Here is a 26,563-nt window from a genome sequence, read left to right on the forward strand (position 1 = left end):
CGAGGTCCAGCCAGACACCTTCCTGTCGGCAGTATCGGTGTGTCCGGTATTGTCATTATATTAGCTAAAGCGCATATTCATCCGGCAGTAGGCCCTTGGCCGCCAACGCGTCCAAGGGCGCCTGCAATTGTTCCGAAAAATAAATCACTCCGTGCCGCTCGAATTATGGAGCGGCACGAGACAATGACATTTGGAGGAGATACCCATGAAAGTGACTATCTTGGCAAACTATGCGCCTCATGCCGCCAAAGGATTGATGCAAGGCTCGGACAGGCAGGCTGCGGTCAAGGCGCTTTTTGAAAGCGTTGGCGGCAAGGTGACCAGCGTGATGTTCACGCGCGGCATCTATGACGTCGTTGTCAATGGCGAGGTGCCGGACCAGTCGGCGGGGATTGGCATGTCCCTTGCGGTGCGGGCGAGCGGCTCGCTGACCGAGATGGTTGTGCTGGAAGAACTCGACATGAAGGCGGTGCTCGCGGCCGCCAACAAGGCTGCCGGCGCTTACAAACCCGCCGGCTGATGGACTTGCCTTCCTGATCAAGGCAGCACGGTTCGATGCCGTGCTGCCGAATGCCGGACAGGGCATCTTCTTCCGACTTTCGCGGCGACTGGAATTCACGCTAATGTCGTGCGGTGGTCGTTTGGTGCAGCTTGCGGAAACGGAACCGCGATTCTCACTTCGGAGACAAGCCATGTTCGCGACCAAGGCCATCGATACGTCAGACAAGGCCGCGTTCTACCGTGACCTCGCCGCCCAGCTGAAAGCGCTGCTCGACGGCGAAAGCGACTCGATCGCCAATGCCGCCAACACGGCGGCGCTGATCTTCCAGATGGTGCCCGACCTCAACTGGGCCGGCTTCTATTTCCTGGCCTCGGACGAGGAACTGGTGCTCGGACCCTTCCAGGGCAAGCCGGCCTGTGTGCGCATCGCCGTCGGCAAGGGCGTGTGTGGAACGGCGGTTCAACTCGGCACCTCGATGCTGATCAAGGATGTGCATGATTTTCCCGGCCACATCGCCTGCGATGCCGATTCGCGCTCGGAACTGGTCGTGCTGCTCGAAGACGATGAAGGCGTGTTCGGCGTGCTCGATCTCGACAGCCCGCTGCCCGGCCGGTTCGACCAGGCCGACCAGGCGGGTATCGAGACGCTGGCGGCGATCTATGCGGCTGCGAGCTCGTTCGAGGATTGAGTGGTCGTCACTGGATAAGCGCCGAGTTCTATGGCGCGCCCCTCTGTCCTGCCGGACATCTCCCCCTCAAGGGGGGAGATTGGCAGCTTTGGCGCCGGCTCTCCTCCTGCAACGTCGAAGATTGGCGAAGGCAGTAGTGACATCCGATCTCCCCCTTGTGGGGGAGATGTCCCGCAGGACAGAGGGGGCGCCGTAGAGCGCCGCCTTGTCGGCCTACCGTCCCGCCTTCAACCCTTTGCCGAACGCCGCAGCCGCCATATCAATCAGCTGCGCATGAATCTCCCTGCGTGAGCGACCCGCACCATCGTCGCACAGGGGATCACCGATCTCTTCGGATACGATGATGGCGGCCGCGCCGGGCTTGCACTCGCCGAACATGCTGTAGTGGCTAGCATCCTCGATCGTCGCATAGCTCGCATTTGCAATCGCCTTTGCGATGCCGGAAGCATCGGTTGTCGCGGGGATCTTTCCCGGCCTGCCGAGATTGACGATGGCGAGCGGGATCCGGATGCCGGCGAAGCTTCTGGCGTCAAGGACATCGACCGGGGCGGGATCGATCGCCATGGCGAAGCGGATGCGTTTGTCTGTGTTGTCGCTGCCGGCGGGCTGCAGATCCATGGCGTGGAGATCGACGCCGCTTTGCCTGACCCACTGGCAAAGCGATGCGTTGAGCGCGTCCGTATCGCAATAGGCCGCCAGCCGTTCGGGGTCGACGCGGGCGCCGGCGATCGCCAGTGCCGTGTTGCCGCCCATGGAAAGACCGAGAACGCCGATTTTGCCTTGCTCGAAATGATCGCCGAAGAACGTGTCCTTGCCGATCGCGTCCAGTGTCGCCGTGAGATCGGCGGGGCGCAGCCAGAGTTTCATCGTCTCGGCGGCGGATCGGTTTTTCCCGCCATTTCCCGGGTGCGTCGGGGCGGCAACGACGAAGCCTTGCCTGGCCAAAGGCGTTGCAATCCAGCTCAGCGCTTGCGGCGTCCCCGCCAGGCCGGCGCCGTGCGACAGCAGGATCAGCGGGAATTTTCCGCCTGATATCGGCGCATCGCGCATGGCCGATGTGCCGACGAACAGCTCGCTGTCGCCAAGGTTGACCGCCTCGCCACCTGGTTCCGCCGGATACCAGACAGTCACGTCGAGATCCGTGCCGCGTTCCCTGGACGGGGCGGCGAAGTGGCGAACGCCGACGGTGTCGCCGGCAATGCTCGCGTTCAACATCAGCATCGTCGAAACGAGAATTGTGCAAAGCGTGGTCCAGAATTTCATTGAGATCTCCGTTGCCGAACGCGTGCGCCAAGGCTGGTGGCTGGAGGTCTGGCTTTCCTCCAATTGGCGGTTCGGTTGCTGCGTTCATGCCGCGATATCGGCGGATACGAACGCAGGGAGAGACCTCGATCATGATCGAGGACGTGCTTGATCGCGATTGAGGACCGGCGCCGACGGCGTTGCCGTGGAGCGCTGCTTGCGAGCCTTAGGCGAACTTCACCAGCATCAAGCTAAAGCAGCCGATGAACAGGAAGGCGGAGAAGGCGAGCGCCAGCGGGCGCAGGCCGCGTGAGCGCAGCTGCGAAATGTCGGCCTGCAAGCCCATGGCGGCGAGCCCCATGGTCAGCATGATGGTGGTGGCGAGCGCCATGGCCGCCTTCACTTCGGCGGGCACGGAGACCAGGCTGTTCAGCGCCACGACGGCGATGAAGGCGGCGACGAACCACGGCATGGGCGGCCGCGCGGTCTGCTGGTCGCCGCTCATCTTGCGACGCGCCATCAGGCCGAGCGCGATGACCATCGGCGCCAGCATGGCGACGCGGGTCAGCTTGGCCACGGTGGCGATCTCGCCGGATTGGGTGCCGTTCTGGAAGCCGGCGCCGATGACTTGCGCCACCTCATGGATCGAGGCGCCGGCCCACAGGCCGAAAGCGTGCTGGTCGAGGCCGAGCACCGGCGCCAGCAGCGGGAAGCCGAGCATGGCGACGGTGCCGAACAGGGTGATCGAGGCGACGGCATAGGTCACGTCCTCGTCGCGCGCATCGGTGACGATGTTGGTGGCGACGATGGCCGAGGCGCCGCAGATCGAGGTGCCGGCGGCAATCAGTTGCGCCAGCTTGCGGTCGACCCCGATCAGCCGGCCAAGCGTGATGGTGAAGAGGAAGGTGGCGCCAAGCGTCGCCGCGACAATGCCGACGCCGCCGGCGCCGATCGAGACGACCTGGCCGAGCGTCAGCTGGAAGCCGAGCAGCACGATGGCAAAGCGCAGCAGGCGCTTTTGCGAGAAGGCGATGCCGGCCTTGGCATGAGCGGGGGTGCCGAGCACGTTGGAATAGACCATGCCGGCGACGACGGCGAGGATCATCGGGCTGAACAAGGCAAAGCCGGAGACATTGTGCGCCGAGAAGGCGACGGCGGTGATCATCGCCACCAGCACGATGCCAGGAATGACGCCGTTCCACACCGAATCGAGCCGCTTGCGGCCAGCGGCCAGATCGGCGGAAATTGTGCTTTTCGGAATATCGTTCGTGATGCGGGCGGCGGAAGACAATGCAATTCTCCAGGCGGGTATGCCGGAGGAATGCCATTTCATAATCGATCTTTCCAACGAATTGTTGTGGTTGGAATGATCGATTTTTACGAACGATTGGGATCGTTGACCAACGTTGGCGCTGCCCTCATCCGCCTGCCGGCTGCCTACTCTCCGTAGAACGGGGAGAAGGCAGCTGGCGTCAAAGCTGGGCTTCGATCGCCGCCTTGTCGATGACCGACCAGACATTCCTGATCCGGTCGTTCAGAAATTCATAAAACACATTCTCGCTGAACGAGACTTTGCGGCCATTGATGGGCAGGCCGAAGAAGGTTCCTTTCGGCGTGCAGTTGAACTGCAGGCGGCTGGCGATGAAGGGCGGATCGGAGATCAGCAACTGGACGTCGAAATAGAGGTCCGGAATTTCGCGAAAATCCCGCTCCAGCATGGCGCGGTAGCCTGATAGCCCGACGCGCTCACTGTTGTAGTGCACCTCGTCATGAACGAAGCGATGCAGCCGCTCCCAATCCTGGTTGTTGAGGCAGTCAATGTAGCCTCGGTAGAGGTCGGTTTCGGTCACGGCGATGGCTCCGCAAAGATCAGGCTTGATCGCGAAGATAGAACGACCGCGGATACAGTCCAGACCGCCTAACCTCGATAGCGCAGCGCATCGACCAGCAGCGAGAAGGCGGGCGTCGCCTGGCGGCGGCTGGGGTAGTAGAGGTGGTAGCCGGGGAAGGGCGCGCACCAGTCGGCCAGCACCCGCACCAGCCGGCCGTCGGCCAGATGCGCCTTCACCTGATCCTGCGGCAGATAGGCCAGGCCAAGGCCGGCCAGCACCGCATTCATGCGCAGCGCCGCCGTATTGAAGATCAACTGGCCCTCGACGCGCACCTTCAGCTCGCGGCCGGCTTTTTCGAATTCCCAGGCATAGAGCCCGCCATAGGTCGGCAGACGCAGATTGATGCAATTGTGCGCGGTTAGGTCCTGCGGCGTGCGCGGCTTCGGCTGCCTGGCGAAATAGGCCGGCGCGCCGACCACCGCCATGCGCATGTCGGGGCCTATGCGCACCGTGATCATGTCGTGCGCCACCTGTTCGCCAAGCCGCACGCCGGCATCGTAGCGCTCGGCGACGATGTCGGTCAGGCCGTAATCGACGATGATCTCGACCCGGATGTCAGGATAGTCCGGCAAAAGCCGCGCGATCGCCGGCCACAGCACCGCGTCGGCGGCGTGCTCGCCGGCGGTGATGCGGATGGTGCCGGCGGGCTTTTCGCGCAAGGCGCTGAGCGCGGCAAGTTCGGCCTCGATCTCGTCGAGTCTCGGCCCGACGGAGCGCACCAGGCGCTCGCCGGCCTCTGTGGGCGACACGCTGCGCGTCGTGCGGGTGAGCAGGCGCACGCCGAGCCGCTCCTCCAGCGCGCGCACCGTGTGGCTGAGCGCCGATTGCGAGACGCCAAGCTGCGCCGCCGCCCTGGTGAAACTCTTCTCGCGCGCAACGGCGAGGAAAGCGGTCAGCTCGTTCAGATTGTCTCGCGGCATTGATGAGCAGTCCTCATAAGTACATGCCGGATATAGCATCTAATCAAGGCCAATAGCAGGGGCTAGATAAGGCCCATCACAATCGCCAGCCTGAGATTGTGGCTGGAACATTGTCGGCCATCGCCTGCTTGTATCGAGAAGGAACAAGACCATGGATATCAAGCGCAGCGGTTCACAGCCTTCGGCAAAAGGTCCCGCCGATTACTTCACCGGTACGGTGCGCATCGATGCGCCGTTCAAGGGCACAGAGCCTGCCCGTGTCGGTGGCGCTACGGTGACCTTCGAGCCCGGTGCGCGTACCGCCTGGCACACCCATCCGCTCGGCCAGACGCTGATCGTGCTCTCGGGCGCTGGCCTCGTGCAGCGCGAAGGTGGACCGGTCGAGGCGATCCGCCCTGGCGACATCGTCTGGTTCGCGCCCGGCGAAAAGCACTGGCATGGCGCGGCACCGACCACGGCCATGAGCCACATCGCCATTGCCGAAGCCCTCGACGGCAAGGTCGTCGACTGGATGGAGAAGGTCAACGACGAACAATACGGGGTTTGACGCGGCGGTTCCCGGCTGCATCTCCTGATACATCCCTCAACGAAGGAAGCTCTCATGGCAGACGCCCCCAAAAGCCCATTCTCCGATATCGCGCCCGCGCTCGGCAAATACACTGACGAGGTGTTGTTCGGCGATGTCTGGAAGCGGCCCGGCCTCTCTCCGCGCGACCGCAGCCTCGTCACCGTCAGCGGCCTGATCTCGAACTACCGGATCAATGAAATGCCTTTCCACATGAAGCGGGCGCTCGACAATGGCGTCACCCGCGACGAACTCATCGAAACCATCACGCATCTCGCCTTTTACGCCGGATGGCCCGTTGCAAGCACCGCGATCGGCATTGCCCGAAAGGTCTTCGAACAGGCCGACGCCGAGAAAAAGGAATAGGAAAATGCCCTGGTCGAAGGACGAACTCGAAAGGATCGCGGCAACCGACGATCTGCATATTTCGCCTTTGCGCGATGACGGTGTGACCTTGGGCACGCCGACCTGGATCTGGTCGGTCGTTGCCGATGGCGCGCTTTATGTGCGCGGCTACAACGGCCAGCAGTCGCGCTGGTATCAGGCCGCGATCACGCAGAAGGCCGGACGCATCACTGCCGCCGGCATGACCAGGGACGTTACCTTCGAAGCAGTCGAGGGAAGCGTCAACGCCCGCATCGATGACGCCTACCGGGCGAAATACAAAGCCAGCCCCTATCTCGCGCCGATGATCGCGGCGCGGGCCCCCCCCGCCACGGTGCGGATCACACCGAAGGAGAATTGAAATGCAAAAGCGCACGCTTGGAAACAGCGGCCTCGAAGTCTCGGCCATCGGGCTCGGCTGCATGGGCATGAGCCAGTCCTACGGGCAGCCGATGGAGACGGCGGATGCCGTTCGCCTGATCCGCTCGGCGTTCGAGCGCGGCATCACCTTCTTCGACACGGCGGAGGTCTATGGACCGTTCACGAACGAGGAAGTCGTTGGCGAGGCGCTGCAGCCAATCCGCGACCAGGTGGTGATCGCCACCAAATTCGGCATCGACATTGCCGGCACGGCCGGACATGAGGGCATGGACAGCCGGCCGCGGCATATTCGCGACGTCGTCGAGGCCTCGCTCAAGCGGCTGAGGACCGACCGCATCGATCTCCTCTACCAGCACCGCGTCGATCCCGTCGTACCGATCGAAGAGGTGGCGGGCGCGGTCAAGGACTTGATCGGCCAAGGCAAGGTCAAGCATTTCGGCCTCTCCGAGGCGGGCGTGCGCACCATCCGCCGCGCCCATGCGGTGCAGCCAGTCGCGGCCCTGCAAAGCGAATACTCGCTGTGGTGGCGCGAACCCGAGGAGGCGATCCTACCGGTGCTTGAGGAACTGGGCATCGGCTTCGTGCCGTTCAGCCCGCTGGGCAAGGGTTTTCTGACCGGCGCCATCAACGCCAGCACAACCTTCGACAGCAGCGACTTCCGCAACACCGTGCCGCGTTTCGCGGAGGAGGCGCGCAAGGCCAACCAGGCGCTGGTCGACGCGATCGTCGCGATCGCTGCGCAGAAGCAGGTGACCCCGGCGCAGGTCGCGCTCGCCTGGCTGCTGGCGCAAAAGCCCTGGATCGTTCCGATCCCCGGCACGACCAAGCTCAATCGGCTCGAGGAGAACATCGGATCGGCCACGGTCGCGCTGACGGTGGACGACCTCGCCGACATCGAAAACGCGGTCTCGGCGATTGCCGTGCAGGGCGAGCGCTATTCGCCGCAGCAGGCGGCACGGATCGATCGCTGAGGCGCAACCGGAAAGGAAAATCCCATGGCGGATAACATCAAGGGCAAAATCGTCGTCATTACCGGCGCCAGCAGCGGGCTCGGCGAAGCCGCGGCGCGGCTGCTGACCAAGGAGGGCGCGAAGCTGGTGCTGGGCGCGCGCCGCCTTGACCGGCTCAAGGCGCTGGCCGGCGAGCTGTCACTCGGCAAGGACGCCATCCTTTCGACCGACGTCACCGATGTCGGCCAGGTCCGGCAGCTTGTCGACCATGCGGTGAAGACGCATGGCCGCGTCGACGTCATCATCAACAATGCCGGGCTGATGCCGCACTCGCCGCTGGAGCGCGGCAAGGTCGAGGACTGGGACAGGATGATCGACGTCAACATCAAGGGTGTGCTCTACGGCATCGCCGCCGCACTCCCGCACATGAAAACGCAGAAGAGCGGCCATATCATCAATGTGTCGTCGGTGGCCGGCCACAAGGTCGGGCCGGGCGGTGCGGTCTATGCCGCCACCAAGCATGCGGTGCGTGTCATCTCGGAAGGGCTGCGCCAGGAAGTAAAACCCTACAACACCCGCACCACCATTATCTCGCCGGGCGCCGTGGCGACGGAACTGCCCGACAGCGTCACCGAGGCGGATGTCGCCGAGGGCGTGCGCGCGCTCTACGACAGGGTGGCCATCCCGGCCGATTCCTTCGCCAGAACGGTGGTGTTCGCCATGAGCCAGCCGGATGAGGTTGATATCAACGAGATCCTGTTTAGGCCGACGGCGCAGGAGTATTAGGCGCGCGACCGGGGCGTTTGAGGGCGCGCTTGCTTAGATGTGCCGTATGCCTTTGACGATTGGCGGAAGCGCCCAACACTTCGTCATCCACGGGCGGAGCAAGGAGCGAAGCGACGCGGCGCAGACCCGGGGATCCATGCCGGGACTCCCGAGCGTCGCCACGGTGCAGAATTCTGCTCCGCTGCGCCTGTCAGCAAGGTCGCGGCATGGATCCTCGGGTCTGCGCGACGCCGCTGCCGCTCCTCGCTCCGCCCGTGGATGACGAAGTCGCGGGCTTGGGCCAATCCCCAAACCTTGACAGCCGTACGCTTGATGCTCCAGCCTACCCGCCATGTTCGCCCTCGCGCCCACCAACACCCAGCGACGCCGCCGCACAGTGCGGAGCGGCAAGCTGATTGCGCGACGACAAAACCCGGCACAATAAATCCGGTTCGTTCGTTTCCAGCCCCGCCCGCGACAACGCCGGCGGGGTTTTTCATGCCTGGAGCACTGTCATGACGATCAATTCTTCCATCCGGTTTCGGCCGGCCGCACCCGCTGACGCCGCCGCGATCCGGGATATCGTGCGCGCGGCCTATGCCAAATGGGTGCCGGTGATCGGCCGCGAGCCGCTGCCGATGCGCGCCGATTACGACAAGGCCGTTGCCGAGCATCCGTTCGAGCTCGCCGTCGCCGACGGCCGTATCGTCGGGATGATCGAAACCACGCTGGCCGACGACCATCTGTGGATCGAGAATGTCTGCGTCGCGCCGGAGGCGCAGGGCCGGGGGATCGGCCGGCTGCTGCTGGAGCGGGCCGAGCGGAAGGCGCTCGAAGCGGGCCGCCCGGAGCTGCGCCTGCTGACCAACGGCGCCTTCGAGGCCAATGTGTTGCTGTACAAAAAGCATGGCTATACGATCGACCGGGAGGAGCCGTTCATGGGTGGCATGACGGTCTATATGAGCAAGAGATTGACGCGATAGCAGGCAAATCGAGGGCATGGATACGACGATGGCGGCCAGGGTCAAATTGAAGCAGCTTCCCGGGTCGTACGCGATTTCGCGGCTCGAGGCGGGCGACAGCATTCCCGGCTGGGCGGACGGGCCGGGCTTCGTCAGCATCACCAGGACCGACGACGAGCTTTCGATCACGTGCCTGCAGGATCGCGTTCCAGGCACGGTCAAGCACGATGGCGACTGGGTCGCCTTCAAATTGCAGGGGCCCTTTGCTTTCGACGAAACCGGCATCGTGTTGTCGGTCATTCAGCCGCTGTCGGAAAACGGGCTGGGCATCTTCTTGGTGTCCACCTTCGACGGCGATCATCTGCTGGTGAAAGCGGTGGATCAGGAAGCGGCGAGACGGCATCTGGGTGAGGCGGGACACACGCTGCTGTCATGATCCTACGCCATCGAAACGGCCGGGTTCGCTGGCCCAACGCGTCTGGCTCAATCACTGGCGCGCTGGCTCAACCATTTCGGGGGTTGCGTTTGACAGCGGCGTTTGTGCATCGTTATTTCTGACTGGATATGACGGCCGGAACGGCCATGCGGCGCCCCCCAAGGAGAAAACCATGTCACACAATCTGCAGTTCTATATTGACGGCGCGTGGGTCGATCCTGTCGTCCCCAGCACGCTCGACGTCATCGATCCGTCGACCGAGGACGCCTTCGCGCAGATATCGCTCGGCTCCAAGGCCGATGTCGACAAGGCGGTGGCCGCTGCCAAGCGCGCCTTCAATTCGTTCGGGTTCACCTCGGTGGAAGAGCGCCTCGATATCCTCAACCGCATCATCGCGGTCTACAAGAAGCGCTCCAAGGACCTGGCGCTCGCCGTGTCGCGCGAGATGGGCGCGCCGCGCCAGATGGCGCTCGACAGCCAGGTTGGCGTCGGCCAGGCGCATCTGGAGAAGATGGCGGAGACGCTGAAGACGTTCCAGTTCCGCCATGTCAAAGGGTCCTCGCTGATCGTCAAGGAGCCGATCGGCGTCGTCGGCCTGATCACGCCGTGGAACTGGCCGCTGAACCAGATCACCTGCAAGGTCGGCCCGGCACTCGCCGCCGGCTGCACCATGGTGCTGAAGCCGTCGGAGATCGCGCCGCTCGATGCCATCATCTTCGCCGAGATCATCGACGAGGCCGGCGTGCCGAAAGGCGTGTTCAACCTCGTCAATGGTGACGGCCCCGGCGTCGGCCAGGCGCTGTCCAGCCATCCCGACGTCGACATGATGTCGTTCACCGGTTCGACCCGCGCCGGCATACTGGTGGCCAAGGCCGCCGCCGACACGGTCAAGCGCGTGCATCAGGAACTGGGCGGCAAGTCGGCCAACATCCTGTTCCCGGATGTCGACCTCGCCCGCGCCGTCACCAAGGGTGTCGCCGGCTGCTTCGGCAACAGCGGCCAGTCCTGCAATGCGCCGACCCGCATGTTCGTGCCGCGCGACCGCCATGACGAAGCGGCGGGTTATGCCAAGGCGGCAGCGGAAAAGTTCGTGGTCGGCCCGGCCGACGGCGCCAACACCAAGCTTGGCCCTGTCGTCAGCCAGATCCAGTTCGACAAGATCCAGGACCTGATCCAGGCCGGCATCGACGAAGGTGCGACGCTGGTCGCCGGCGGCCCCGGCCGCCCGGCCGAACTCAACCGCGGCTACTATGTCAGGCCGACGGTGTTCGCCGACGTTACGCACGACATGCGCATCGCGCGCGAAGAGATCTTCGGGCCGGTGCTGGCGATCCTGCCCTACGACACGGTCGAACAGGCTGTCGAGCAGGCCAACGACACCGTCTACGGGCTTGCCTCCTACATCCAGGCCAAGGACATCCAGAAGGCGCGCGACGTCGCGGCGCGCATGCGCTCCGGCAATGTCTATATCAACTATCCGACCTGGGACGCCGGCCTGCCCTTCGGCGGCTACAAGCAGTCGGGCAATGGCCGCGAATACGCCGAGTATGGCCTCGAGGATTTCCTCGAGATCAAGGGCATTGCGGGGTATGAGGCGGCGGAGTAAGCGCGACGGTTTTCCTTCTCCCCTTGTGGGAGAAGGTGGATTGCCGCGCAGCGGCAAGACGGATGAGGGGTGCTCCAGCTTGGCGAAACCTCAAGCCTTGCGCCAACACGAAGTCGCCAACGCCTCACTTCGCTGGAACAGCCTCATCCGTCTCGGCGCTACGCGCCGATCCACCTTCCCCCACAAGGGGGAACGTGGATCGCCTCTCTCGCCTCATCCTTGCCAATTGGCAAATACATGCTATATCTTTGCCAATAGCAGAGGTGAGCAAACATGCAGCTTCAGTCCATCGTCACCACGCCGGCCACGGTCGGGTCAGCCATTTCGGAAGAAGAGGCCGGGGCGCTGGCGCGCACCACGGTCAATCTGTTCAAGGCGTGGAACCTGACAGACCTGGAGGCCTGCATCCTGCTCGGCGGCATGTCGGCGCGCACCTGGGCGCGCTGGAAAGAAGGCGGCATTGGCCGGATCGACCGCGACCTGCGCACCCGGATGGCGCATCTGATGGGCATCCATAAGGGCCTGCGCTATCTCTTCACCGAACCGGCGCGCGGCTATGCCTGGATCCGCAAGCCCAATGCCACGTTCGGCGGCCAGTCGGCGCTCGACCTGATGCTGCGCGGCGAAATCTCCGACCTTGCCGCCATGCGCGAATGGCTCGATGCGGAGCGTGGTGCATGGTGAGTGGGCTTGCGGTCTGGCGCCGCGTCCACTGGCACCAGACTTTCCGCATCATCCGCTCCATCCATCCGCCGATCGACCTGTTCGAGGACATTGCCGATCCGCGCGACTGGGAGGCGCTGGCCTCGGTGGAGGAGAAGACCAACCCGCGCATAAGGCTCGAGATCGGCGACCTCGGCAAGGTGGCGGCGGCAAGGCGGGTGTCCGGCCCCGGCGCCAGCTTCGTCATGGCGCCCTTCGTGCATTGTTCGACGCTGCGGCCCGGCCGTTTTTCCGATGGCAGCTACGGCCTCTATTATGCCGGCGACAGCGAGGACGTGGCGCTCGCCGAAACCATCCACCACCACCAGAACTTCATGCGCGCCACCAGCGAGGATCCGGGCTGGACGGCTGACTTCCGCGTGCTGATCGGCAGCGTCGACCGCGACCTCGATGACGTCAACGCCGTGCCCGGCGTGCTCGACCCCGACGACTACACCGCCTCGCAGGCGGAGGGGCGGGCGCTGCGGGCGGCTGGCAGCGACGGGTTGTTGTGGAACAGCGTGCGCATGCCGGGGGGCCAATGCATCGGCATCTTCTGGCCCGACGTCATCACCGTTCCGGTGCAGGGCCGGCACTACTCATACCACTGGGACGGCAAGCGTGTGGATTTCGTGCGCCAGCACGATACAGGCAAGGTGCTTTCGGTCACCTGACGAGATAGCGGCAGCATTCGCTGGGCTCGCGCCCGGCGAGATTCCGGTTTCTTACGGTGTTCAGAGAGCGCCATGCTCCGATCACCCCCAAGAATGGCATGGATTTCCTGCCATATCGTCTTCACCCGATCTATATATCGGTGGAGATCGATGCGAGGTGAAGATGGACCACGACATCATATTGAAGGCACTGGCGCATCCGTTTCGACGCGATGTCCTGGCGTGGCTGAAGGAGCCTGAACGGCACTTCGCCGCGCAGGCGCATCCGCTCGAAATGGGCGTCTGCGCCAGCCAGTTCGACAATCGCGGCCTAGCGCAGTCCAGTGTCTCCGCGCATCTGGCGACACTGGCTTCGGCCGACCTGGTGACGACGCGGCGGGTCGGCCAATGGGTGTTCTACAAGCGCAACGAAGAAACCATCGCCGCCTTCCAGGCCGCCTTGTCCGATCTCTGACGATCCTCCCCCGTTCCCCAAAATGCATGAAAGGCATTTCTCATGACTACCCTCTTTGATCCCTTACGGGCCGGCGATCTCACGCTGGCGAACCGCATCGTCATGGCGCCGCTGACGCGCAATCGCTCGCCCAATGCGGTGCCCGGCGACCTCTCCGTGACCTATTACAGCCAGCGCGCGACGGCCGGTCTAATCGTGACCGAGGCCACCGCCATCAGCCATCAGGGCCAGGGCTACGCCAACGTGCCCGGCCTCTATGGCGCGGATCAGCTTGCCGGCTGGAAGCGCGTCACCGACGCCGTTCACAAGGGCGGCGGCAAGATCGTGGTCCAGCTCTGGCATGTCGGACGCATCTCGCACACCACGCTGCAGCCCGGCGGCGGCAAGCCGGTGGCGCCGTCGGCGATCAGGGCAAACTCCAAGACGTTCCTGGTCAAGCCGGATGGCAGCGGCGAGTTCGCCGAGACCTCCGAGCCGCGCGCGCTCGAGGCTGCCGAACTTCCCGGCATCGTCGAGGATTTCCGCCGCGCGGCCAAGGCGGCGATCGAGGTGGCGGGTTTCGACGGCGTCGAGATCCATGGCGCCAATGGCTATCTCATCGACCAGTTCCTGCGCTCGGGCACCAATCATCGCACCGATGAGTATGGCGGCTCGATCGAGAACCGGACGCGCTTCCTGTTCGAGGTGGTCGACGCGGTCACGGGCGCCGTCGGCGCCGGCAGGACCGGGATCAGGCTGTCGCCGGTGACGCCCGCCAACGACACGTCGGATGCCGATCCGCAGCCGCTGTTCAACCAGGTGGTGGCGGGCCTGGGCAGCCGCGGCCTGGCATACGTCCATATCGTCGAAGGCGCGACCGGCGGCGCGCGCGACTTCAGCCAGGGCGACAGGCCGTTCGACTACGCAGAACTGAAGGCCACTTATCGCAAGGCCGGTGGGAACGGTGCTTGGCTGGTCAACAATGGCTATGACAAGGAACTGGCCGAAAAGGCGGTCGGGGACGGCTATGCCGACCTTGTCGCGTTCGGCAAGCTGTTCATCGCCAATCCCGACCTCGTCAGCCGGCTGAAGCGCAATGCCGGACTGAACGATCCGGACAAGGCGACGTTCTATGGCGGCGACGCCAAGGGTTATACGGATTATCCGACGGCAGCCTGAGCCCGCTCATCGGCGACAGCTTGCTCTGTCGCCTGCCCACAAGCGTAAGCAGCCGGCTCCCCATGTAGGGGAGCTGGTCTGGTGTGCTGATCCACGACCGGATTTCTTTTATGCGGTGACTTGCGGCGATCAAGAATTTGCCTGATCAAGTCGGCATAAGGCTGACAATCCGCAAGTGTGATCCAGATTCTGCTGACATGATGCTTCATAGATTTCCGCGATTGGCTGCGGGGGCGCGGCGGACTCTGGCTGGCGCTGCCATCCTGTTCGCACTCGGCGCTCCCGCCATGACCGCCGACAGCCGCATGGATGATTGCGCCAACGACAAACTTGACGGCGCCAACCGGATCGTTGCCTGCACCAATGTGCTGGAGGACAAGGCGACGTTGCCGACTGACCAGGCCATTGTCTATTTCGATCGCGGCAACGCGTTCGACGCGACCGGCGAATACGACCGCGCCATATCGGATTACGACAAGGCGATCGAGCTCGATCCCAAGGGCGCCGATGCCTTCAACAATCGTGGCCTGAGCTGGAGCCACAAGAAGGATTATAACCGGGCGCTCGCCGACTACGGCACGGCGATAGAGCTCAATCCGCAATTTTCCCTTGCCTATGCCAACCGGGGCCTGGTCTGGCACAGCCAGAAGCGCGACGAAGACCGCGCGATCGCCGATTTCAGCAAGGCGATCAGTCTCGAACCGCAAACCAGCGATGTCTACAACCTTCTTGGCAACGCGTATCTGCGCAAGGGCGATTATGACAGCGCCATCACCAGCTACAGCCAGGCGGTGTTTCTCGATCCCGAGAATCCCGATCAGTATTTCAACCTCGGGCTGGCCTGGACCTCCAAGGGCAATCCGGAACGCGCCATAGCGGACTACAGCCAGGCGATCAGCCTCGACGCGAAGCATGTCGATGCCTATCGCTGGCGAGCTGACGCCTGGGTCAAGCAGGGCGACACGGATCAGGCCCTGTCGGACTATACCGAGGCGATCAGGCTCGATCCCGGCGACGCCGAGACGTTCCGCAACCGTGCCATCGTCTGGGAGCGTAAACGGGACTACGACCATGCCATCGCGGATTACGATCAGGCGATCGCCGTCGCTCCGAACGATGCGGTGGCTTACAACAACCGCGGCTGGGTGTGGGCGCTGAAACATGAGCCCGACCGCGCCATCGTTGACTATGTCAAGGCAACCGCCCTCGATCCTAACTATGCGCTGGCTTACGACAATCTAGGCCAGGCGTGGTGGGATAAGGGCGACCTTGACCGTGCCATATCGGCCTTCGACCAGGCCGTGATCATCGATCCGAAATATGCGCAGGCCTATAATGGCAGGGGGCTCGTGCGGATGGACAAGAACCAGTACGATCTTGCCATCGCCGACTACAATATGGCGATCCTGACCGACGCCGCATTCGCCAGCGCCTACCGGAACCGGGGCAATGCCTGGAACCGGAAGGGTCAGTTCGACTACGCCATGGCCGACTTCGACCAGGCCATCAGTCGCGACCCAGAGGATGCCGGCGCCTATGTCGGCCGGGGCCGCAGCTGGATCTACAAGGCGGACTATGCCAAGGCCATCGCAGATCTCGATCAGGCGATCCGCATCCGACCCAAAAGCGCCCGCGCCTACGACACGCGCGGCCTGGCGATGGTCTACAAGGCCGACTATGCTAGCGCCCTGGCCGATTATGGTGAAGCGATCCGCCTCAGCCCGAAAAATGCGAACGCCTACCGGGATCGGGGCATTGTCAGCTTCTATTTCGGCCCGCCCGCCAAGGCGCGGGCCGACTTCGAGCAGGCGGCCGGGATAAAGCCTGGGGATTCCTACAACGCGATCTGGCTCGATCTTGCGAGGCGCCGCGACGGGCAGCCCAGCATCCTTGCGGACGCCAAGCTCGACATGACCCAATGGCCGGCGGCGGTGGTCCGTCTGCTGCTCGGCCAGCAGACGCCGGGGGCCACGCTCCTCGACGCCGACAATCCGGACGCGACGAAGAAAAGCGAACAGGTCTGCGAGGCGAATTTCTACATCGCCGAATTCCAGCGGCTGCAGCATCGCGACGACGAGGCCTTGCGGCTCTACCGGCTCGCGCTCGGCGGCTGTCCTCGGGATTTCATCGAGTACACCGCCGCCACCAACGCGCTGCGCGCCATGGGCAAGGCGCCGTGAGAGCGGTTCATTGTTTGATGGACACGCACCGCTCCGCGGCATTTTACCGAAGACGTGCGGTCGATCCCGTCGGCCGGGCAGGGAAGGGAGACAGCTTCGTCGGCGATTGGAAAGTCCGCCGCACGATGATCGACTTCCTGACCGGCGCGACCCACCGCTTCGCCGGCGACGCCGTGGTCACGGAAGATGCCTTCACCGAGCATGGGCTCATGCGGATCGGCGCCCACAAAATGCCGGCAAGCCGGCGCTACCGGCTCGAGCCGGGCGAGGGTTCGATGCGCATCCTGCATGCCGACGGCCGCGACTTCATCGAAATCGGGCCGGAGGCGGCGCAGACCGTGCGCCATCTCTGCGGCGCCGATCTCTATGTCGGGCGCTTCTTCTTTCGCGGGGCCGACGAATGGGCCGAGGCGTGGCGCGTCAAAGGCCCGCGCAAGAATTATGCGAGCCTTGGGTGGTTTCAGCGCTTCAATGCCTGAGAATCTTGCTCAGGAAAGCGCGGCTGCGGTCGGTCTTCGGATGTGAAAAGAATTCGTCGGGCGTGCCGCTTTCGACGATGGCGCCGGCGTCCATGAACACGACGCGCTGGGCGACCTTGCGGGCAAAGCCCATCTCATGCGTCACCACCATCATGGTCATGCCTTCCTCGGCCACCGCCACCATGACGTCGAGCACTTCGGAAATCATCTCGGGGTCGAGGGCGGAGGTTGGCTCGTCGAACAGCATGATTTTCGGCCGCATGCCGAGGCAGCGCGCGATCGCCACGCGCTGCTGCTGGCCGCCGGAGAGTTGCGCCGGATAGGCGTTGACCTTGTCGGCGAGGCCGACCTTGGCCAGCAGGTCGCGGCCGGCCTTTTCGGCCTCGGCGCGCGGGATCTTGCGGACATGGATGGGAGCGAGCGTGACGTTTTCGAGCGCGGTCTTGTGCGGGTAGAGGTTGAACGACTGGAAGACGAAGCCGATCTCGGTGCGCAGCTGCGTCATGTTGGTGGCGGGGTCGCCGAGGCGCTGGCCGTCGACGACGAGGTCGCCGTCCTTGATCGTCTCCAAGCCGTTGATGCAGCGGATCAGCGTGCTCTTGCCCGAGCCGCTCGGACCGCAAACGACGACCACTTGGCGCGGCTCGACGCTGAGCGTGATGTCCTTCAGCACGTTCAACGCGCCGAACCATTTGTTGACGCCGCGAAAGTCGATCATGCCGGTTTTGGCTGGGCCGGTTTTGGTCATGCTTTCTGGCCCTCTAGGGTTCGCTGTCACAGCTGCACCTCGCCATGCGCCGCGCCCATGCGGCGTTCGAGCCGGCGGGCCAGCATGATCAAGGGATAGCAGACGATGAAATAGCCGACGCCGACCAGGAAGAAGACCAGCAGCCCGTTCGGCACACGCTGCACCACCAGCCAGCCGACGCGGGTGAGGTCGGTCAGCCCGATCGCCGAGACGACGGAGGAATCCTTGATCAGCAGCACATATTGCCCGACCAGTGGCGGCAGTACGATACGCATCGCCTGCGGCAGCACTACCTGGCGCATGCGCTGCCAGCTCGACAGGCCGGACGCCAGCGCCGCCTCGACCTGGCCGGTCGGCACCGAGCGGATGCCGGCGGCGACGATCTCGCAGATGAAGCAGGCGGCGAGATTGGTCAGCGCGATAATGCCGGCGGTGAAGGCGTCGAGCTCGATGCCGAATTCCGGCAGGATGAAGAAGATCAGGAAGATCTGCACCAGGAACGGCGTGCCGCGGATCAGGTCGACCCAGGCGCCGATGACGCTCGAGATCAGCCGGTTGCCGCCGGTGCGCAAGATGCCGAGGCCGAAGCCGAGCAGCGTGCCCAGCACCAGGCTGATCAGCGACAACACCACGGTCATGCCGAGGCCGCGCAAGGCGAGGGGATAGGAGCCGGCGAGGCTGAGGAATTGTTGCCAGATCATGTCCGCGCCCCCGCTGTGCCGAGCCAGCGGCTGGAGAGGCCCGCCAGTCCCTTCAGGCAATAGTAGAGGAGCAGGTAGAAAGCGGCGATGGTAAGAAAGCCTTCCGCCGGCATGAAGCGGTCGGAGGCGAGCAGTTGCCCGGCGCGGGTCAGTTCGGCGACAGAGATCAGCGACAGCAGGGCGGAATCCTTGACCAGCACGATCGCCTGGCCGAGCAGCGGCGGGATCGTCACCTTGAAGGCTTGCGGCAACACGACCAGGCGCATGCGCTGGACATAGGTCATGCCCGAGGCGACGCTGGCTTCGACCTGGCCGCGCGGGATCGACAGGATGCCGGCGCGAATGATTTCAGCGACATAGGCGCCGCTGTTCAGCGACAGAGCGAGGATGCCGACGACAAGCTCGGGCAGAATGAAGCCGAGCCGGGGCAGGCCGAAATAGAGGAAATAGAGCTGTGCCAACAAGGGCGTGGCGCGCACGGCGTCGATATAGGCCTTGGCCGGCGCGCGAAACAGCCAGCCGCGCTGCAAATTCATGGCGCACAGCACGATGCCGACGACAAGCGCGCCGACAAAGGAGATCGCCGACAGCCAGACTGTCGTGACCAGGCCCTGCCCGAACAGCGGCAGATATTCGACGATGGTGCGGAAGCTGAAATTTTCGAGCATCGCTGGGCGTGTCCTCGAGACGGACGAAGCGAATTCCGAACGGTCTCGCGCCGCCGGAGCGCGCGCGAAACCGTCGAGATCTATCGCTGCTTAGTGATCCTTCTTCCAGGCGTCGGAATTGACCCAGTAGTCGAGGTTCTTCTGCAGGCGGCCGTCGATCGAGACCTGGTTGAGGAACAGGTTCATCCACACCAAAAGGTCCGGTTCGTCATAGCGGGTGGCGAAGGCCAGCGGCTCCTTCGACAGCAAGTCCGGCATGATGGTGAAGGTGCCGGCCGGATAGGCCGTCTGCTGGCCCTTGACCGCCGAGACGTCGTTGACGCCGCAATCGGCCTGGCCGTTGTTGACGGCGTCGAGCAGCAGCGGGCCGCCGCCCTTGTAGCTCTTGATGTCGGCATCGGGGAAGGCGGCCTTGGCTTCCTTCTCGCCGGTGGCGCCCAGCAGAACAGCGATCTTGGTGCCCTTGGCCTTGCAGTCCTCGGTGGTCTTGAACTTGCTGTCGGCCTTGGTGAAGACGGTGCTGCCCGTGTACATGTAGGGCGTGGTGAAGGCGACCTTCATGCCGCGCGCCAGCGTCGGCGTCATGTCGGCGACCAGAAGGTCGGCCTTGCCGGACAAGAGCGCCGGGATCAGGCCGTCCCAGTCGAAGTCGAGGAATTTGATTTTGACGCCCATTTCCTTGGCCATCAGCTCGGCCAGTTCAACCGAACTGCCGGTGCGTTCGCCATTGGCGCCGACCAGCGAGAAGGGCGGTCCTTGTGTCTGCACGGCAACACGCAGTTCGCCGCGCTTGGTGATTTCGTCGAGTGTTCCGGCGCTGGCCGCGGTGGCGAGTCCAGCAAGCGCAAGTCCGGCGATGAAAAGTCTGGCAATCTTCATTCTGGTATTCCTCCCTGTTGTTGTTTGCCCGCGGCTTCCCTTGGGCGCTTTTTTGAGCGGCGGCGCCTTTTGCCGGCGGGCCGTTCGAAAATCCTCAGTCCCAGGCCACGGTCTCGGCAACCATGATGCCGCGCCTGGCCAGTTCGTCGAAGAAGGCTTCGTCGGGCACGTCGAGCAGCGGGTTGAGCAGGCCGGCCTTGCTGATGTCGCGCCGCGCCAGCATCTGCGCCACGATGCTGGCGGGGTAGCCGACACCGAGGCTCATGCCGAACAGGCCCGACGCCAGGTCGCGCTCGATGACCAGATCGGATGTCACGGTCTTGGTCCGGCCGCCTTCGAGGCCGGAAAAGACATTGCGCATCACGCAAAGGTCCTTTTCGCCGGGGCCATATTGCAGTTGCGGCCCGAGCAGCCGGCCGAGGAATTCGCGCGGGCTGCTGGAGGTGCCGGGCACCTTGTCTTCCGAGAGGAAGCCAAGCTCCTTCAGCGGCGCCCAGAAGGCCGACCATCCCGGCCAGCGCAGCGTGTAGCGGCCGGAGCGGCGCAGCCCTTCTGCCGCGGGAAGCATCTCGACATAATGCAGCGCATCGCCATTGGGGAAGGCTTCCAGCCGGCCGAGGCCGGCAACCTCGATCTCGTGGATGAAAGAACTGTCATGCTGGCGGGCGGCGGGCACTTCGACGCGCTTGCCGTCCTCGATCATCACGCTGTCGCGGTTCTGGCTGACCAGGACCATGTCGAAGTTCCAGCTCACCTTGTAGCAAAGCGGCTTGGCCATCGCTTTCGGTTCGGGGATGCCGCCGCAATAAGAATCGATCGCGGTGATGGTGTCGAACTGCCTTGCGGCGCGGGCGTAGAGCACGAGGTCGATGCCGGGGTCGAGCCCGCACTCGGTCATAACAGACACGCCGGCCCGTTCGGCTTCCGGCGCCAGATCGGCGATGGCCTTGCCGTAATTGGTGGTGACCAGCGGCGTGCGGGTGGCGATGGCGGCTTGCACTGCCTCGCGCATCAGCGGCTGCGGCAACAAATCGATGACGGCGTCGGCATCGGCCAGCACATCGGCAAGCGCCGGGCCGATTGAGCCCTCGGGCACCACGAAGCGCACGCGGGAAAGGTCGGTCAGATCAGCCAGCCGGGCCGCGCCGTCCGGCGCGGTATCGACGCAGATCACCTCCTCGACACCACTGGCGACGAGATCGGCGATGGCCGCCCGGCCTTGCAGGCCGAGGCCACCGAGAACAGCGATCTTCATACCGGCTCCTTGCGATCATCAGACCAGCAGCCTTCGGGCAGGCTGACCCATTTGTTGCAGGACGCCATGACGACGAAGGTCTCGCTGCGCACGACCTCGCCCGGCTCGCCGGCGCCGGGGATCAGCTCGCTGGTGACGCGGTAGAGGTCGGCGACGTCACCGGCCACCGTCACGTCGACGATGATGTCGAAGCGCCCGGTGACCACCGAAGCCGAGTTGACGAAGGGCAGTTCGGAAATGCGCTGCGCCAGTTCGCGGGCCCGGCCGCGTCCCTGGGCATTGATGCCGACAATGGCCGAGATCAGCTCGGGCCGCTCGGTGAGGTTCAGCAGCCCGACGATCTTGAGCAGATTGCGGTCGAGCAGGTTGCGCAGGCGCGAGCGCACCGTCGGCACCGAAATCGCCAAGATCTCGGCGAGCCGGTTGATGCCCGGCTGCGCGTCCTGCGACAGCTGTTTGACCAGCCGCCGATCGGTCAGATCGAGATGTTCCCGCAAAAGCCCTGTCTTTCATAAATGAGATAAATGAGCAGATTTTTCTTTCTTATGTGAAAAATACCTTATGGGCAATTTTTAATATCAGCAAGGCCTGTGTCGCCTCAGAGTCACGACCATCTCCTCATCCATGCAGGTAGGCGGGACAAAGCGCTTGGTGGTGGACCTATCGAAGCCGCCGCACGGGCCGGCCTCGGGGCGCGGTGCAAAGGCTAGGAGGGCGGGGTCTTCCCGCTTTACTTTTGCATCTTCGAATTCAAGAGGGTCAGGCGAGCTCGGTGGGCTCGGGCGTGGCGCGCAGGCGACCGATATCGCGCAGGGGCGGCGCACCGAACAGGCGGGCATATTCACGGCTGAACTGGGACGCGCTTTCGTAGCCGACGGAGAAGGCGGCGCCGGCCGCATCGCCTGACGTGGCGAGCAGGCGCCGGCGCGCTTCATTGAGGCGGATGCGCTTCTGGTACTGGATCGGCGTCATCGCCGTGACCGCCTTGAAGTGGCGGTGGAACACCGAAGCGCTCATGCCGGCTGTCCGGGCGAGATCCTCGACGCGGAACGGTTCGGCATAGTGGTCGCGGATCCAGCCCAGCGCGCGGCGAATCTGCGACAGGCGGCTGTCGGCGCCGGCAATCTGGCGCAGCATGGCGCCTTGCGGTCCCTGCAGCAGCCGAAACAGGATTTCGCGTTCGAGCAACGGCGCCAGCACAGGGATTTCGGCCGGATGATCGATGAGCTCGATCATGCGCAGCCACGCATCGACCAGCGCCTTGTCGGCCCGGCTAACGGCAAAGCCATGGCCGATCGGCGCCTCGGCAACGGGCGGCATGTCGAGCAGTAGCGAGGCGATGAGCGTGGTGTCGAAGGCCAGGCTGACCGAGAGGTAGGGATGTTGCGGGCTGGCCTGCACAACCTTGCCGACGGCCGGCACCTCGACCGCGGCGATGAAGTAGCGGCCGGCATCGTAATGCAGCAGCTGATCGCCGATCATGACGGATTTGGCGCCCTGCAGGACCAGGCAAAGCCTTGGGTCGTAGAGCCCGAGCAACGGCCCGGTCGTCGCCTCGCCCTTCATGATGGCGACGCGGGGAATGCCGGTTTCGGTCAGCTTGCCGCGCGCATGGCGCATCACCAGCGCTTTGAGGTCGTCGAGCGATTTCATCACAGCCTGTAGATCGCATCGGCGCGGCCGGCAATCAAGCTCCAGGCAGGAATAGGCAAGAACTCACCAGTTTTCGGCACGCGGCGGCCAGTGGTCCGCCCCATCTCTGCCGCAGACGGATCAAACTGGAGATGGAAATGACCGACAAGACAGCATTGGTGACCGGCGCCAACAAGAGCATCGGCTACGAAACCGCGCGCCGGCTGGGCGAAGCCGGCTACAGGGTTTGGCTGGGCAGCCGCGACAGGGAGCGCGGCGAAGCGGCGGCAGCCGAGCTCAGGCAGAAGGGCCATGACGTGCGCGTGCTGGATATCGATGTCGCCAGCGACGCCAGCGTCGAGGCGGCCGCCACGCGCGTTTTGCAGGAGGACGGACGTCTCGATGTGCTGGTCAACAATGCCGGCGTCCTCGGCTCGATGCTCGCTCCCAGCGAAGAGCCCATAACCATCATCAAGGATGTCTACGAGGTCAATGTGTTTGGCCCGATCCGCACCACTCAGGCCTTCCTGCCGCTGCTCAAGGCAGCTCCGCGCGCCAATGTGGTGATGGTTTCCAGCGGACTGGGGTCACTCGGGGGCTTGACCGATCCGGCCAGTGAATTTTATTCGATCAATATCCTTGGCTACAACAGCTCCAAGACGGCGCTCAACGCCGCCACCGTTGCCTTCTCGAAGGAGCTTGCCGCGGCGGGCATCAAGGTCAATTCGGCCGATCCCGGCTATACCGCGACGGACTTCAACGGACACAGTGGCTACCGCACGGTGGGGCAGGCGGCCGAGATCATTGTTCGCCTGGCGACCCTGGATGAGAACGGTCCGACCGGCGGCTATTTCTACGATGAGGGTCCGTTGCCCTGGTGAGACCCGGCAAGCGGCCCGTTTCGGCTCAACCTAGCGACGCGGCCAGCAATTTCGCTTGCGGCGTCAGCTCGTCGAAGCTGCGGGCGCACAAATTGAGCTGGCGGGTCGCCCAGTCGTCGGTCAGCCGCAGGCTGCGTAGCGTGCGGGCCGAGCGGCGCGCCGCACTTTCCGGGACGATGGCGATGCCGGCGCCTTGCGCGACCAGCCGGCAGACATTGTCGAGGCCGGGCACGCGGATGCGGATGTGCAGATGGCCGCCAAGCCGGGCGGCCTGGCGGGTGATATGCTCCTGCAGCGCATGGCCGAGGCTGAGACCGACAAAGGATTCGCTCAGGATGTCGGCGAGGCTGACGGCATGCAGGCCGGAGAGGCCCGGCCAGTTCCGCGCGGTGATCACCACCAGCCGGTCGATGAAGAACGGTCTTTGCTCGAGATGCGCAAGACCGGCCCAGGTCGCGGCGATGCCGAGATCGGCGGCGCCGCTCGCCACCGCCTCGGCGATCTCGTGGCTGGGGCGTTCGTCGAGATCGATGTCGATGCCGGGATGCGCCACCAGGAAGGCGGGCAGGATGTCGCGCAGCAGCTCGGCCGTGGCGGCGGTGTTGGCCATCAGCCGCACGCGGGCGCGCAGGCCGCCGGCATAGGCGCCGAGATCGCCGGCCATCGCTTCGATCTGGTTCTGCACGGCGCGCGCATGGTGCAGCAGCGCCTGGCCGGCGGCCGTCGGCACCACGCCGCGGCGGCGGCGCTCCAAAAGCGGCGCGCCGAGCCGCTCCTCCATGCCCTTGATGCGGGCGCTGGCGGAAGCCAGCGCCAGCCCGGCGAGTTCGGCGCCATGGGTGATGCTGCCGCGCTCGGCCACCAGCAGGAACAGCCGGAGATCGGTGAGATCGAAGCGCATCTTTTAGTTCCCTGCAAAACAATCCGGCAGTTCGGAAAGCCGGCTGACTCCCTACAACAGCCTTCGTCCTGGCCGAAGGCTGACAGCGCAACTTCCACATTGTGCGCGAGCCGCATGTCCGTCAAATCGTTTACGACGGAGATATGCGATGAGCGACAAAGCACCAGGCCGGTTTGGCATCCTTGAAAGCGCGGCGATCGTGCTGGCCGTTGCCGTGGCCACGCTTGCCATGGCGCAGCCGCAGCCCGGGTTGCGGGGATGTACGACAAGGGCGGCTTCAACCAGCCCCGATGCCGCGCCGGCGAAACCCAGACCCGATGCCGACGCGACGGACATGCTGCTGCATGACTGATCGCGTAGTGAAGGTGCGGTCATGCTGAGTGCCGGGATCGCGGCCTGGATCGGTGCCGTCTTTCTCGCCGCGGGCTTCGTCAAGGGCGTGGTCGGGATGGGGCTGCCGACCGTGGCGATGGGATTGCTGGCGGTGACGATGCCGCCGGCCGAGGCCGCCGCCTTGCTGTTGATCCCGTCCTTGGTCACCAACCTCTGGCAGTTGTTTACCGGCCCCTCTTTCGGCGGCCTCGTCAAGCGGCTGTGGACGATGATGACCGGCATCATGCTGGGCACCGTCGCCGGGGCAGGGGTGCTCGCCGGCGCACATGCGGGCGCGGCGTCGGCAGGGCTTGGCGGAGCGCTGGTGCTTTATGCCATTCTCGGCCTGCTCAAGCTTGGTTTCGCTACGCCGGCGCGCCACGAGGCCCTGATGTCGCCGCTGGTCGGCGTGGCGACCGGGCTGGTCACCGGCGCCACTGGCGTCTTCGTCATCCCGGCAGTGCCCTATCTGCAATCGCTGCGGCTGGAGAAGGAAGATCTCATCCAGGCGCTCGGCCTGTCCTTCACCGTCTCGACGTCGGCCCTTGCCATCGGCCTGTTTCGGGCGGGTGCTTTGGTGTCGCCGACGGCGCAACTGATGGGGTCGATCCTGGCACTGCTGCCGGCGCTGGCCGGCATGTTCATCGGCCAGGCGCTGCGCCAGGCGATGAGCGTCGAGACGTTTCGGACGGTGTTCTTTGTCGGGTTGTTGGCGCTGGGGGTGTATCTCGCGCTGGAGGCGCTGCGTTAGGAGCCTGGACGGCCGTGACGGTTTTGCTGCGCGGCAATTCTCAGCCGAAACTTGCCCTGACATCAGCGAGCGTGACCATGAGTGTCAGTGGATCGAGCGGCGAAGGTTCGAACCCGACAGCTACATAGAAGGTCCGGGCATCCTCGGATATCGCATGGACCAGAATGCCTCGGATCCCCAGGATTTCAGCGGCCTGGAGTATTCGTAGACCGGCATCCCTCACCAGCGCACGGCCGATGCCCCGACCGTGATGCACCTGATCGACCGCCAGCCTGCCCAGCACCGCAACCGGGATTGGGTCGGGCATGTTGCGCCGGAATCGACCGGGAGCTTCGACCATCTTCACGCCACCGCTGGCAATGGCGTAGTAGCCGATGGCACGATTGCCTTCGCAGGTCACATAGGTTCGCGACGCACCGCCCGCCTGATTGGTCCGGGCACGTTTCTTCAGCCAATCGTCGAGCGAGGGTATGCCCGATGAGAATTCGCCGAGTTCGTGATGATCGGCGAGCGGTACCGGAGCCGACAGGCTCACGCGGCGTCCCAGGGAGCCTTTGTTGTCATCGTGCGGCGCAATCGATCGTTTGGTTGCGGCGGCGCGTCGAGGCGTGCCAGAAACGCGGCGTAGACGTCCGGCTCGACGGTAAACACCAGACGGTTGAGCAATGCTTCCTCAGCGGCGCGTTGCGACGCTTCGAGCATGAAGTCGGTGCGATTCTTGCCGAGTAGTTCTGCTGCCCGATCGATCAGGTTGCGAACTTCCGGCTTGACGCGGATATTGAGCGGAACGCTCTTCGGCAACGGATGATGCGACGTCGGCATGGATAGCTCCTTC

General features: G+C 64.3%; 33 protein-coding genes. 19 read left to right on the plus strand and 14 right to left on the minus strand.

The genetic code is table 11. From position 1 onward, the window contains the following. Nucleotides 1–205 precede the first annotated feature (205 nt). Together AC04SF_RS06555 and AC04SF_RS06560 are read left to right on the plus strand one after the other, a co-directional pair. A complete protein-coding gene (locus tag AC04SF_RS06555) occupies nucleotides 206–520 on the plus strand; it encodes a GYD domain-containing protein (protein ID WP_095200474.1) in 315 nt (104 codons plus the stop codon). Between the two features lie 172 nt (nucleotides 521–692). Continuing rightward, nucleotides 693–1,190, plus strand: coding sequence for a GAF domain-containing protein (locus tag AC04SF_RS06560; RefSeq protein WP_488477042.1), 498 nt, complete (start codon nucleotides 693–695; stop codon nucleotides 1,188–1,190). A gap of 213 nt (nucleotides 1,191–1,403) precedes the next feature. Here AC04SF_RS06560 and AC04SF_RS06565 read toward each other — a convergent pair whose 3' ends face one another. The 4 genes from AC04SF_RS06565 to AC04SF_RS06580 form a co-directional block, all read right to left on the minus strand. Continuing rightward, the gene (locus tag AC04SF_RS06565; protein ID WP_488477043.1) at nucleotides 1,404–2,453 is read right to left on the minus strand and encodes an alpha/beta hydrolase family protein; all 1,050 of its coding nucleotides are present in this window, start codon (nucleotides 2,451–2,453) and stop codon (nucleotides 1,404–1,406) included. Between the two features lie 205 nt (nucleotides 2,454–2,658). Next, the gene (locus AC04SF_RS06570) at nucleotides 2,659–3,723 is read right to left on the minus strand and encodes a YeiH family protein (protein WP_488477044.1); all 1,065 of its coding nucleotides are present in this window, start codon (nucleotides 3,721–3,723) and stop codon (nucleotides 2,659–2,661) included. A 181-nt stretch (nucleotides 3,724–3,904) separates the two neighbouring features. Further along, nucleotides 3,905–4,282, minus strand: a complete 378-nt coding sequence (locus AC04SF_RS06575) for an ester cyclase (RefSeq protein WP_202353202.1) — start codon at nucleotides 4,280–4,282, stop codon at nucleotides 3,905–3,907. 68 nt (nucleotides 4,283–4,350) lie between these two features. Continuing rightward, nucleotides 4,351–5,244 (minus strand): LysR family transcriptional regulator, encoded by an 894-nt coding sequence (locus AC04SF_RS06580; protein ID WP_488477045.1) that lies wholly within the window; start codon nucleotides 5,242–5,244, stop codon nucleotides 4,351–4,353. 151 nt (nucleotides 5,245–5,395) lie between these two features. On the opposite strand from AC04SF_RS06580, the gene AC04SF_RS06585 reads away from it, so the two are divergent. The 14 genes from AC04SF_RS06585 (at nucleotide 5,396) to AC04SF_RS06650 (ending at nucleotide 16,940) form a co-directional block, all read left to right on the plus strand. Further along, nucleotides 5,396–5,791: a (R)-mandelonitrile lyase gene (locus tag AC04SF_RS06585; RefSeq protein WP_488477046.1), complete on the plus strand. Its 396-nt coding sequence runs from the start codon at nucleotides 5,396–5,398 to the stop codon at nucleotides 5,789–5,791. 54 nt (nucleotides 5,792–5,845) lie between these two features. Further along, entirely contained in the window at nucleotides 5,846–6,175 is a 330-nt protein-coding gene (locus tag AC04SF_RS06590) for a carboxymuconolactone decarboxylase family protein (RefSeq protein ID WP_488477047.1), read from the plus strand. 4 nt (nucleotides 6,176–6,179) lie between these two features. Then, nucleotides 6,180–6,554 carry a DUF2255 family protein gene (locus tag AC04SF_RS06595; RefSeq protein ID WP_488477048.1) on the plus strand — a complete coding sequence of 125 codons (375 nt, stop codon included), beginning with the start codon at nucleotides 6,180–6,182 and terminating at the stop codon, nucleotides 6,552–6,554. Nucleotide 6,555: 1 nt separating this feature from the next. Then, nucleotides 6,556–7,545: an aldo/keto reductase gene (locus tag AC04SF_RS06600; RefSeq protein WP_488477049.1), complete on the plus strand. Its 990-nt coding sequence runs from the start codon at nucleotides 6,556–6,558 to the stop codon at nucleotides 7,543–7,545. 24 nt (nucleotides 7,546–7,569) lie between these two features. Beyond that, nucleotides 7,570–8,310, plus strand: coding sequence for an SDR family oxidoreductase (locus AC04SF_RS06605; protein ID WP_488477050.1), 741 nt, complete (start codon nucleotides 7,570–7,572; stop codon nucleotides 8,308–8,310). Between the two features lie 494 nt (nucleotides 8,311–8,804). After that, entirely contained in the window at nucleotides 8,805–9,272 is a 468-nt protein-coding gene (locus AC04SF_RS06610) for a GNAT family N-acetyltransferase (RefSeq protein WP_488477051.1), read from the plus strand. 28 nt (nucleotides 9,273–9,300) lie between these two features. After that, nucleotides 9,301–9,687, plus strand: a complete 387-nt coding sequence (locus tag AC04SF_RS06615) for an ACT domain-containing protein (RefSeq protein WP_488477340.1) — start codon at nucleotides 9,301–9,303, stop codon at nucleotides 9,685–9,687. A 172-nt stretch (nucleotides 9,688–9,859) separates the two neighbouring features. Next, nucleotides 9,860–11,293: an aldehyde dehydrogenase family protein gene (locus AC04SF_RS06620; RefSeq protein ID WP_488477052.1), complete on the plus strand. Its 1,434-nt coding sequence runs from the start codon at nucleotides 9,860–9,862 to the stop codon at nucleotides 11,291–11,293. Nucleotides 11,294–11,566: 273 nt separating this feature from the next. Beyond that, on the plus strand, nucleotides 11,567–11,977 hold the full coding sequence (locus AC04SF_RS06625; RefSeq protein ID WP_027030275.1) for an MbcA/ParS/Xre antitoxin family protein: 411 nt from the start codon (nucleotides 11,567–11,569) through the stop codon (nucleotides 11,975–11,977). Continuing rightward, nucleotides 11,971–12,669, plus strand: coding sequence for an RES family NAD+ phosphorylase (locus tag AC04SF_RS06630; protein WP_488477053.1), 699 nt, complete (start codon nucleotides 11,971–11,973; stop codon nucleotides 12,667–12,669). The genes AC04SF_RS06625 and AC04SF_RS06630 overlap by 7 nt, the downstream gene beginning before the upstream one ends. A gap of 163 nt (nucleotides 12,670–12,832) precedes the next feature. After that, nucleotides 12,833–13,123 carry an ArsR/SmtB family transcription factor gene (locus tag AC04SF_RS06635; protein WP_488477054.1) on the plus strand — a complete coding sequence of 97 codons (291 nt, stop codon included), beginning with the start codon at nucleotides 12,833–12,835 and terminating at the stop codon, nucleotides 13,121–13,123. 42 nt (nucleotides 13,124–13,165) lie between these two features. Then, a complete protein-coding gene (locus AC04SF_RS06640) occupies nucleotides 13,166–14,281 on the plus strand; it encodes an alkene reductase (RefSeq protein WP_488477055.1) in 1,116 nt (371 codons plus the stop codon). Nucleotides 14,282–14,568: 287 nt separating this feature from the next. Beyond that, a complete protein-coding gene (locus AC04SF_RS06645) occupies nucleotides 14,569–16,461 on the plus strand; it encodes a tetratricopeptide repeat protein (RefSeq protein ID WP_488477056.1) in 1,893 nt (630 codons plus the stop codon). 17 nt (nucleotides 16,462–16,478) lie between these two features. Next, nucleotides 16,479–16,940 (plus strand): DUF6314 family protein, encoded by a 462-nt coding sequence (locus AC04SF_RS06650; RefSeq protein ID WP_488477057.1) that lies wholly within the window; start codon nucleotides 16,479–16,481, stop codon nucleotides 16,938–16,940. On the opposite strand, the gene AC04SF_RS06655 is transcribed toward AC04SF_RS06650, so the two are convergent. From AC04SF_RS06655 to AC04SF_RS06685, 7 genes are all read right to left on the minus strand, one after another. Further along, nucleotides 16,930–17,688: an amino acid ABC transporter ATP-binding protein gene (locus AC04SF_RS06655; protein ID WP_488477058.1), complete on the minus strand. Its 759-nt coding sequence runs from the start codon at nucleotides 17,686–17,688 to the stop codon at nucleotides 16,930–16,932. The genes AC04SF_RS06650 and AC04SF_RS06655 overlap by 11 nt on opposite strands. 26 nt (nucleotides 17,689–17,714) lie before the next feature. Beyond that, nucleotides 17,715–18,389, minus strand: a complete 675-nt coding sequence (locus tag AC04SF_RS06660; protein ID WP_488477059.1) for an amino acid ABC transporter permease — start codon at nucleotides 18,387–18,389, stop codon at nucleotides 17,715–17,717. Then, the gene (locus AC04SF_RS06665) at nucleotides 18,386–19,057 is read right to left on the minus strand and encodes an amino acid ABC transporter permease (RefSeq protein ID WP_488477060.1); all 672 of its coding nucleotides are present in this window, start codon (nucleotides 19,055–19,057) and stop codon (nucleotides 18,386–18,388) included. The genes AC04SF_RS06660 and AC04SF_RS06665 overlap by 4 nt, the downstream gene beginning before the upstream one ends. A 90-nt stretch (nucleotides 19,058–19,147) precedes the next feature. Then, the gene (locus tag AC04SF_RS06670) at nucleotides 19,148–19,936 is read right to left on the minus strand and encodes an ABC transporter substrate-binding protein (protein WP_488477061.1); all 789 of its coding nucleotides are present in this window, start codon (nucleotides 19,934–19,936) and stop codon (nucleotides 19,148–19,150) included. Between the two features lie 94 nt (nucleotides 19,937–20,030). Then, complete coding sequence (locus AC04SF_RS06675; protein ID WP_488477062.1) at nucleotides 20,031–21,191, minus strand: saccharopine dehydrogenase family protein; 1,161 nt, start codon at nucleotides 21,189–21,191, stop codon at nucleotides 20,031–20,033. Beyond that, a complete protein-coding gene (locus AC04SF_RS06680; protein ID WP_488477063.1) occupies nucleotides 21,188–21,688 on the minus strand; it encodes an Lrp/AsnC family transcriptional regulator in 501 nt (166 codons plus the stop codon). Before AC04SF_RS06680 ends, AC04SF_RS06675 begins: the two co-directional genes overlap by 4 nt. Nucleotides 21,689–21,950: 262 nt before the next feature. Continuing rightward, nucleotides 21,951–22,847, minus strand: coding sequence for an AraC family transcriptional regulator (locus AC04SF_RS06685; protein WP_488477064.1), 897 nt, complete (start codon nucleotides 22,845–22,847; stop codon nucleotides 21,951–21,953). Nucleotides 22,848–22,975: 128 nt separating this feature from the next. Between AC04SF_RS06685 and AC04SF_RS06690 the strand changes: the two genes are divergently transcribed. Beyond that, a complete protein-coding gene (locus AC04SF_RS06690) occupies nucleotides 22,976–23,704 on the plus strand; it encodes an SDR family oxidoreductase (RefSeq protein ID WP_488477065.1) in 729 nt (242 codons plus the stop codon). A 25-nt stretch (nucleotides 23,705–23,729) separates the two neighbouring features. On the opposite strand, the gene AC04SF_RS06695 is transcribed toward AC04SF_RS06690, so the two are convergent. Further along, a complete protein-coding gene (locus AC04SF_RS06695) occupies nucleotides 23,730–24,605 on the minus strand; it encodes a LysR substrate-binding domain-containing protein (RefSeq protein ID WP_488477066.1) in 876 nt (291 codons plus the stop codon). 148 nt (nucleotides 24,606–24,753) lie between these two features. Between AC04SF_RS06695 and AC04SF_RS06700 the strand changes: the two genes are divergently transcribed. Beyond that, nucleotides 24,754–24,957 carry a hypothetical protein gene (locus tag AC04SF_RS06700; RefSeq protein ID WP_488477067.1) on the plus strand — a complete coding sequence of 68 codons (204 nt, stop codon included), beginning with the start codon at nucleotides 24,754–24,756 and terminating at the stop codon, nucleotides 24,955–24,957. Between the two features lie 21 nt (nucleotides 24,958–24,978). Further along, nucleotides 24,979–25,728 (plus strand): sulfite exporter TauE/SafE family protein, encoded by a 750-nt coding sequence (locus AC04SF_RS06705; RefSeq protein WP_488477068.1) that lies wholly within the window; start codon nucleotides 24,979–24,981, stop codon nucleotides 25,726–25,728. Nucleotides 25,729–25,768: 40 nt separating this feature from the next. On the opposite strand, the gene AC04SF_RS06710 is transcribed toward AC04SF_RS06705, so the two are convergent. Together AC04SF_RS06710 and AC04SF_RS06715 are read right to left on the minus strand one after the other, a co-directional pair. Then, on the minus strand, nucleotides 25,769–26,263 hold the full coding sequence (locus AC04SF_RS06710; RefSeq protein ID WP_488477069.1) for a GNAT family N-acetyltransferase: 495 nt from the start codon (nucleotides 26,261–26,263) through the stop codon (nucleotides 25,769–25,771). After that, nucleotides 26,260–26,550 carry a type II toxin-antitoxin system TacA family antitoxin gene (locus tag AC04SF_RS06715; RefSeq protein ID WP_488477070.1) on the minus strand — a complete coding sequence of 97 codons (291 nt, stop codon included), beginning with the start codon at nucleotides 26,548–26,550 and terminating at the stop codon, nucleotides 26,260–26,262. The genes AC04SF_RS06710 and AC04SF_RS06715 overlap by 4 nt, the downstream gene beginning before the upstream one ends. Nucleotides 26,551–26,563: the final 13 nt, after the last annotated feature.

Source organism: Mesorhizobium sp. CNPSo 4671, assembly GCF_057784245.1.

Bases quoted from the DNA above. Each gene is read 5' to 3' on its own strand.
- AC04SF_RS06600 (WP_488477049.1), top strand. From the start codon at position 6,556: ATGCAAAAGCGCACGCTTGGAAACAGCGGCCTCGAAGTCTCGGCCATC.
- AC04SF_RS06605 (WP_488477050.1), top strand. From the start codon at position 7,570: ATGGCGGATAACATCAAGGGCAAAATCGTCGTCATTACCGGCGCCAGC.
- AC04SF_RS06560 (WP_488477042.1), top strand. From the start codon at position 693: ATGTTCGCGACCAAGGCCATCGATACGTCAGACAAGGCCGCGTTCTAC.
- AC04SF_RS06555 (WP_095200474.1), top strand. From the start codon at position 206: ATGAAAGTGACTATCTTGGCAAACTATGCGCCTCATGCCGCCAAAGGA.
- AC04SF_RS06700 (WP_488477067.1), top strand. From the start codon at position 24,754: ATGAGCGACAAAGCACCAGGCCGGTTTGGCATCCTTGAAAGCGCGGCG.
- AC04SF_RS06715 (WP_488477070.1), bottom strand. From the start codon at position 26,550: ATGCCGACGTCGCATCATCCGTTGCCGAAGAGCGTTCCGCTCAATATC.
- AC04SF_RS06590 (WP_488477047.1), top strand. From the start codon at position 5,846: ATGGCAGACGCCCCCAAAAGCCCATTCTCCGATATCGCGCCCGCGCTC.
- AC04SF_RS06635 (WP_488477054.1), top strand. From the start codon at position 12,833: ATGGACCACGACATCATATTGAAGGCACTGGCGCATCCGTTTCGACGC.
- AC04SF_RS06640 (WP_488477055.1), top strand. From the start codon at position 13,166: ATGACTACCCTCTTTGATCCCTTACGGGCCGGCGATCTCACGCTGGCG.
- AC04SF_RS06625 (WP_027030275.1), top strand. From the start codon at position 11,567: ATGCAGCTTCAGTCCATCGTCACCACGCCGGCCACGGTCGGGTCAGCC.
- AC04SF_RS06610 (WP_488477051.1), top strand. From the start codon at position 8,805: ATGACGATCAATTCTTCCATCCGGTTTCGGCCGGCCGCACCCGCTGAC.
- AC04SF_RS06620 (WP_488477052.1), top strand. From the start codon at position 9,860: ATGTCACACAATCTGCAGTTCTATATTGACGGCGCGTGGGTCGATCCT.
- AC04SF_RS06595 (WP_488477048.1), top strand. From the start codon at position 6,180: ATGCCCTGGTCGAAGGACGAACTCGAAAGGATCGCGGCAACCGACGAT.
- AC04SF_RS06655 (WP_488477058.1), bottom strand. From the start codon at position 17,688: ATGACCAAAACCGGCCCAGCCAAAACCGGCATGATCGACTTTCGCGGC.
- AC04SF_RS06660 (WP_488477059.1), bottom strand. From the start codon at position 18,389: ATGATCTGGCAACAATTCCTCAGCCTCGCCGGCTCCTATCCCCTCGCC.
- AC04SF_RS06675 (WP_488477062.1), bottom strand. From the start codon at position 21,191: ATGAAGATCGCTGTTCTCGGTGGCCTCGGCCTGCAAGGCCGGGCGGCC.
- AC04SF_RS06565 (WP_488477043.1), bottom strand. From the start codon at position 2,453: ATGAAATTCTGGACCACGCTTTGCACAATTCTCGTTTCGACGATGCTG.
- AC04SF_RS06615 (WP_488477340.1), top strand. From the start codon at position 9,301: ATGGCGGCCAGGGTCAAATTGAAGCAGCTTCCCGGGTCGTACGCGATT.
- AC04SF_RS06650 (WP_488477057.1), top strand. From the start codon at position 16,479: ATGGACACGCACCGCTCCGCGGCATTTTACCGAAGACGTGCGGTCGAT.
- AC04SF_RS06645 (WP_488477056.1), top strand. From the start codon at position 14,569: ATGACCGCCGACAGCCGCATGGATGATTGCGCCAACGACAAACTTGAC.
- AC04SF_RS06705 (WP_488477068.1), top strand. From the start codon at position 24,979: ATGCTGAGTGCCGGGATCGCGGCCTGGATCGGTGCCGTCTTTCTCGCC.
- AC04SF_RS06690 (WP_488477065.1), top strand. From the start codon at position 22,976: ATGGAAATGACCGACAAGACAGCATTGGTGACCGGCGCCAACAAGAGC.
- AC04SF_RS06665 (WP_488477060.1), bottom strand. From the start codon at position 19,057: ATGCTCGAAAATTTCAGCTTCCGCACCATCGTCGAATATCTGCCGCTG.
- AC04SF_RS06670 (WP_488477061.1), bottom strand. From the start codon at position 19,936: ATGAAGATTGCCAGACTTTTCATCGCCGGACTTGCGCTTGCTGGACTC.
- AC04SF_RS06580 (WP_488477045.1), bottom strand. From the start codon at position 5,244: ATGCCGCGAGACAATCTGAACGAGCTGACCGCTTTCCTCGCCGTTGCG.
- AC04SF_RS06695 (WP_488477066.1), bottom strand. From the start codon at position 24,605: ATGCGCTTCGATCTCACCGATCTCCGGCTGTTCCTGCTGGTGGCCGAG.
- AC04SF_RS06585 (WP_488477046.1), top strand. From the start codon at position 5,396: ATGGATATCAAGCGCAGCGGTTCACAGCCTTCGGCAAAAGGTCCCGCC.
- AC04SF_RS06630 (WP_488477053.1), top strand. From the start codon at position 11,971: ATGGTGAGTGGGCTTGCGGTCTGGCGCCGCGTCCACTGGCACCAGACT.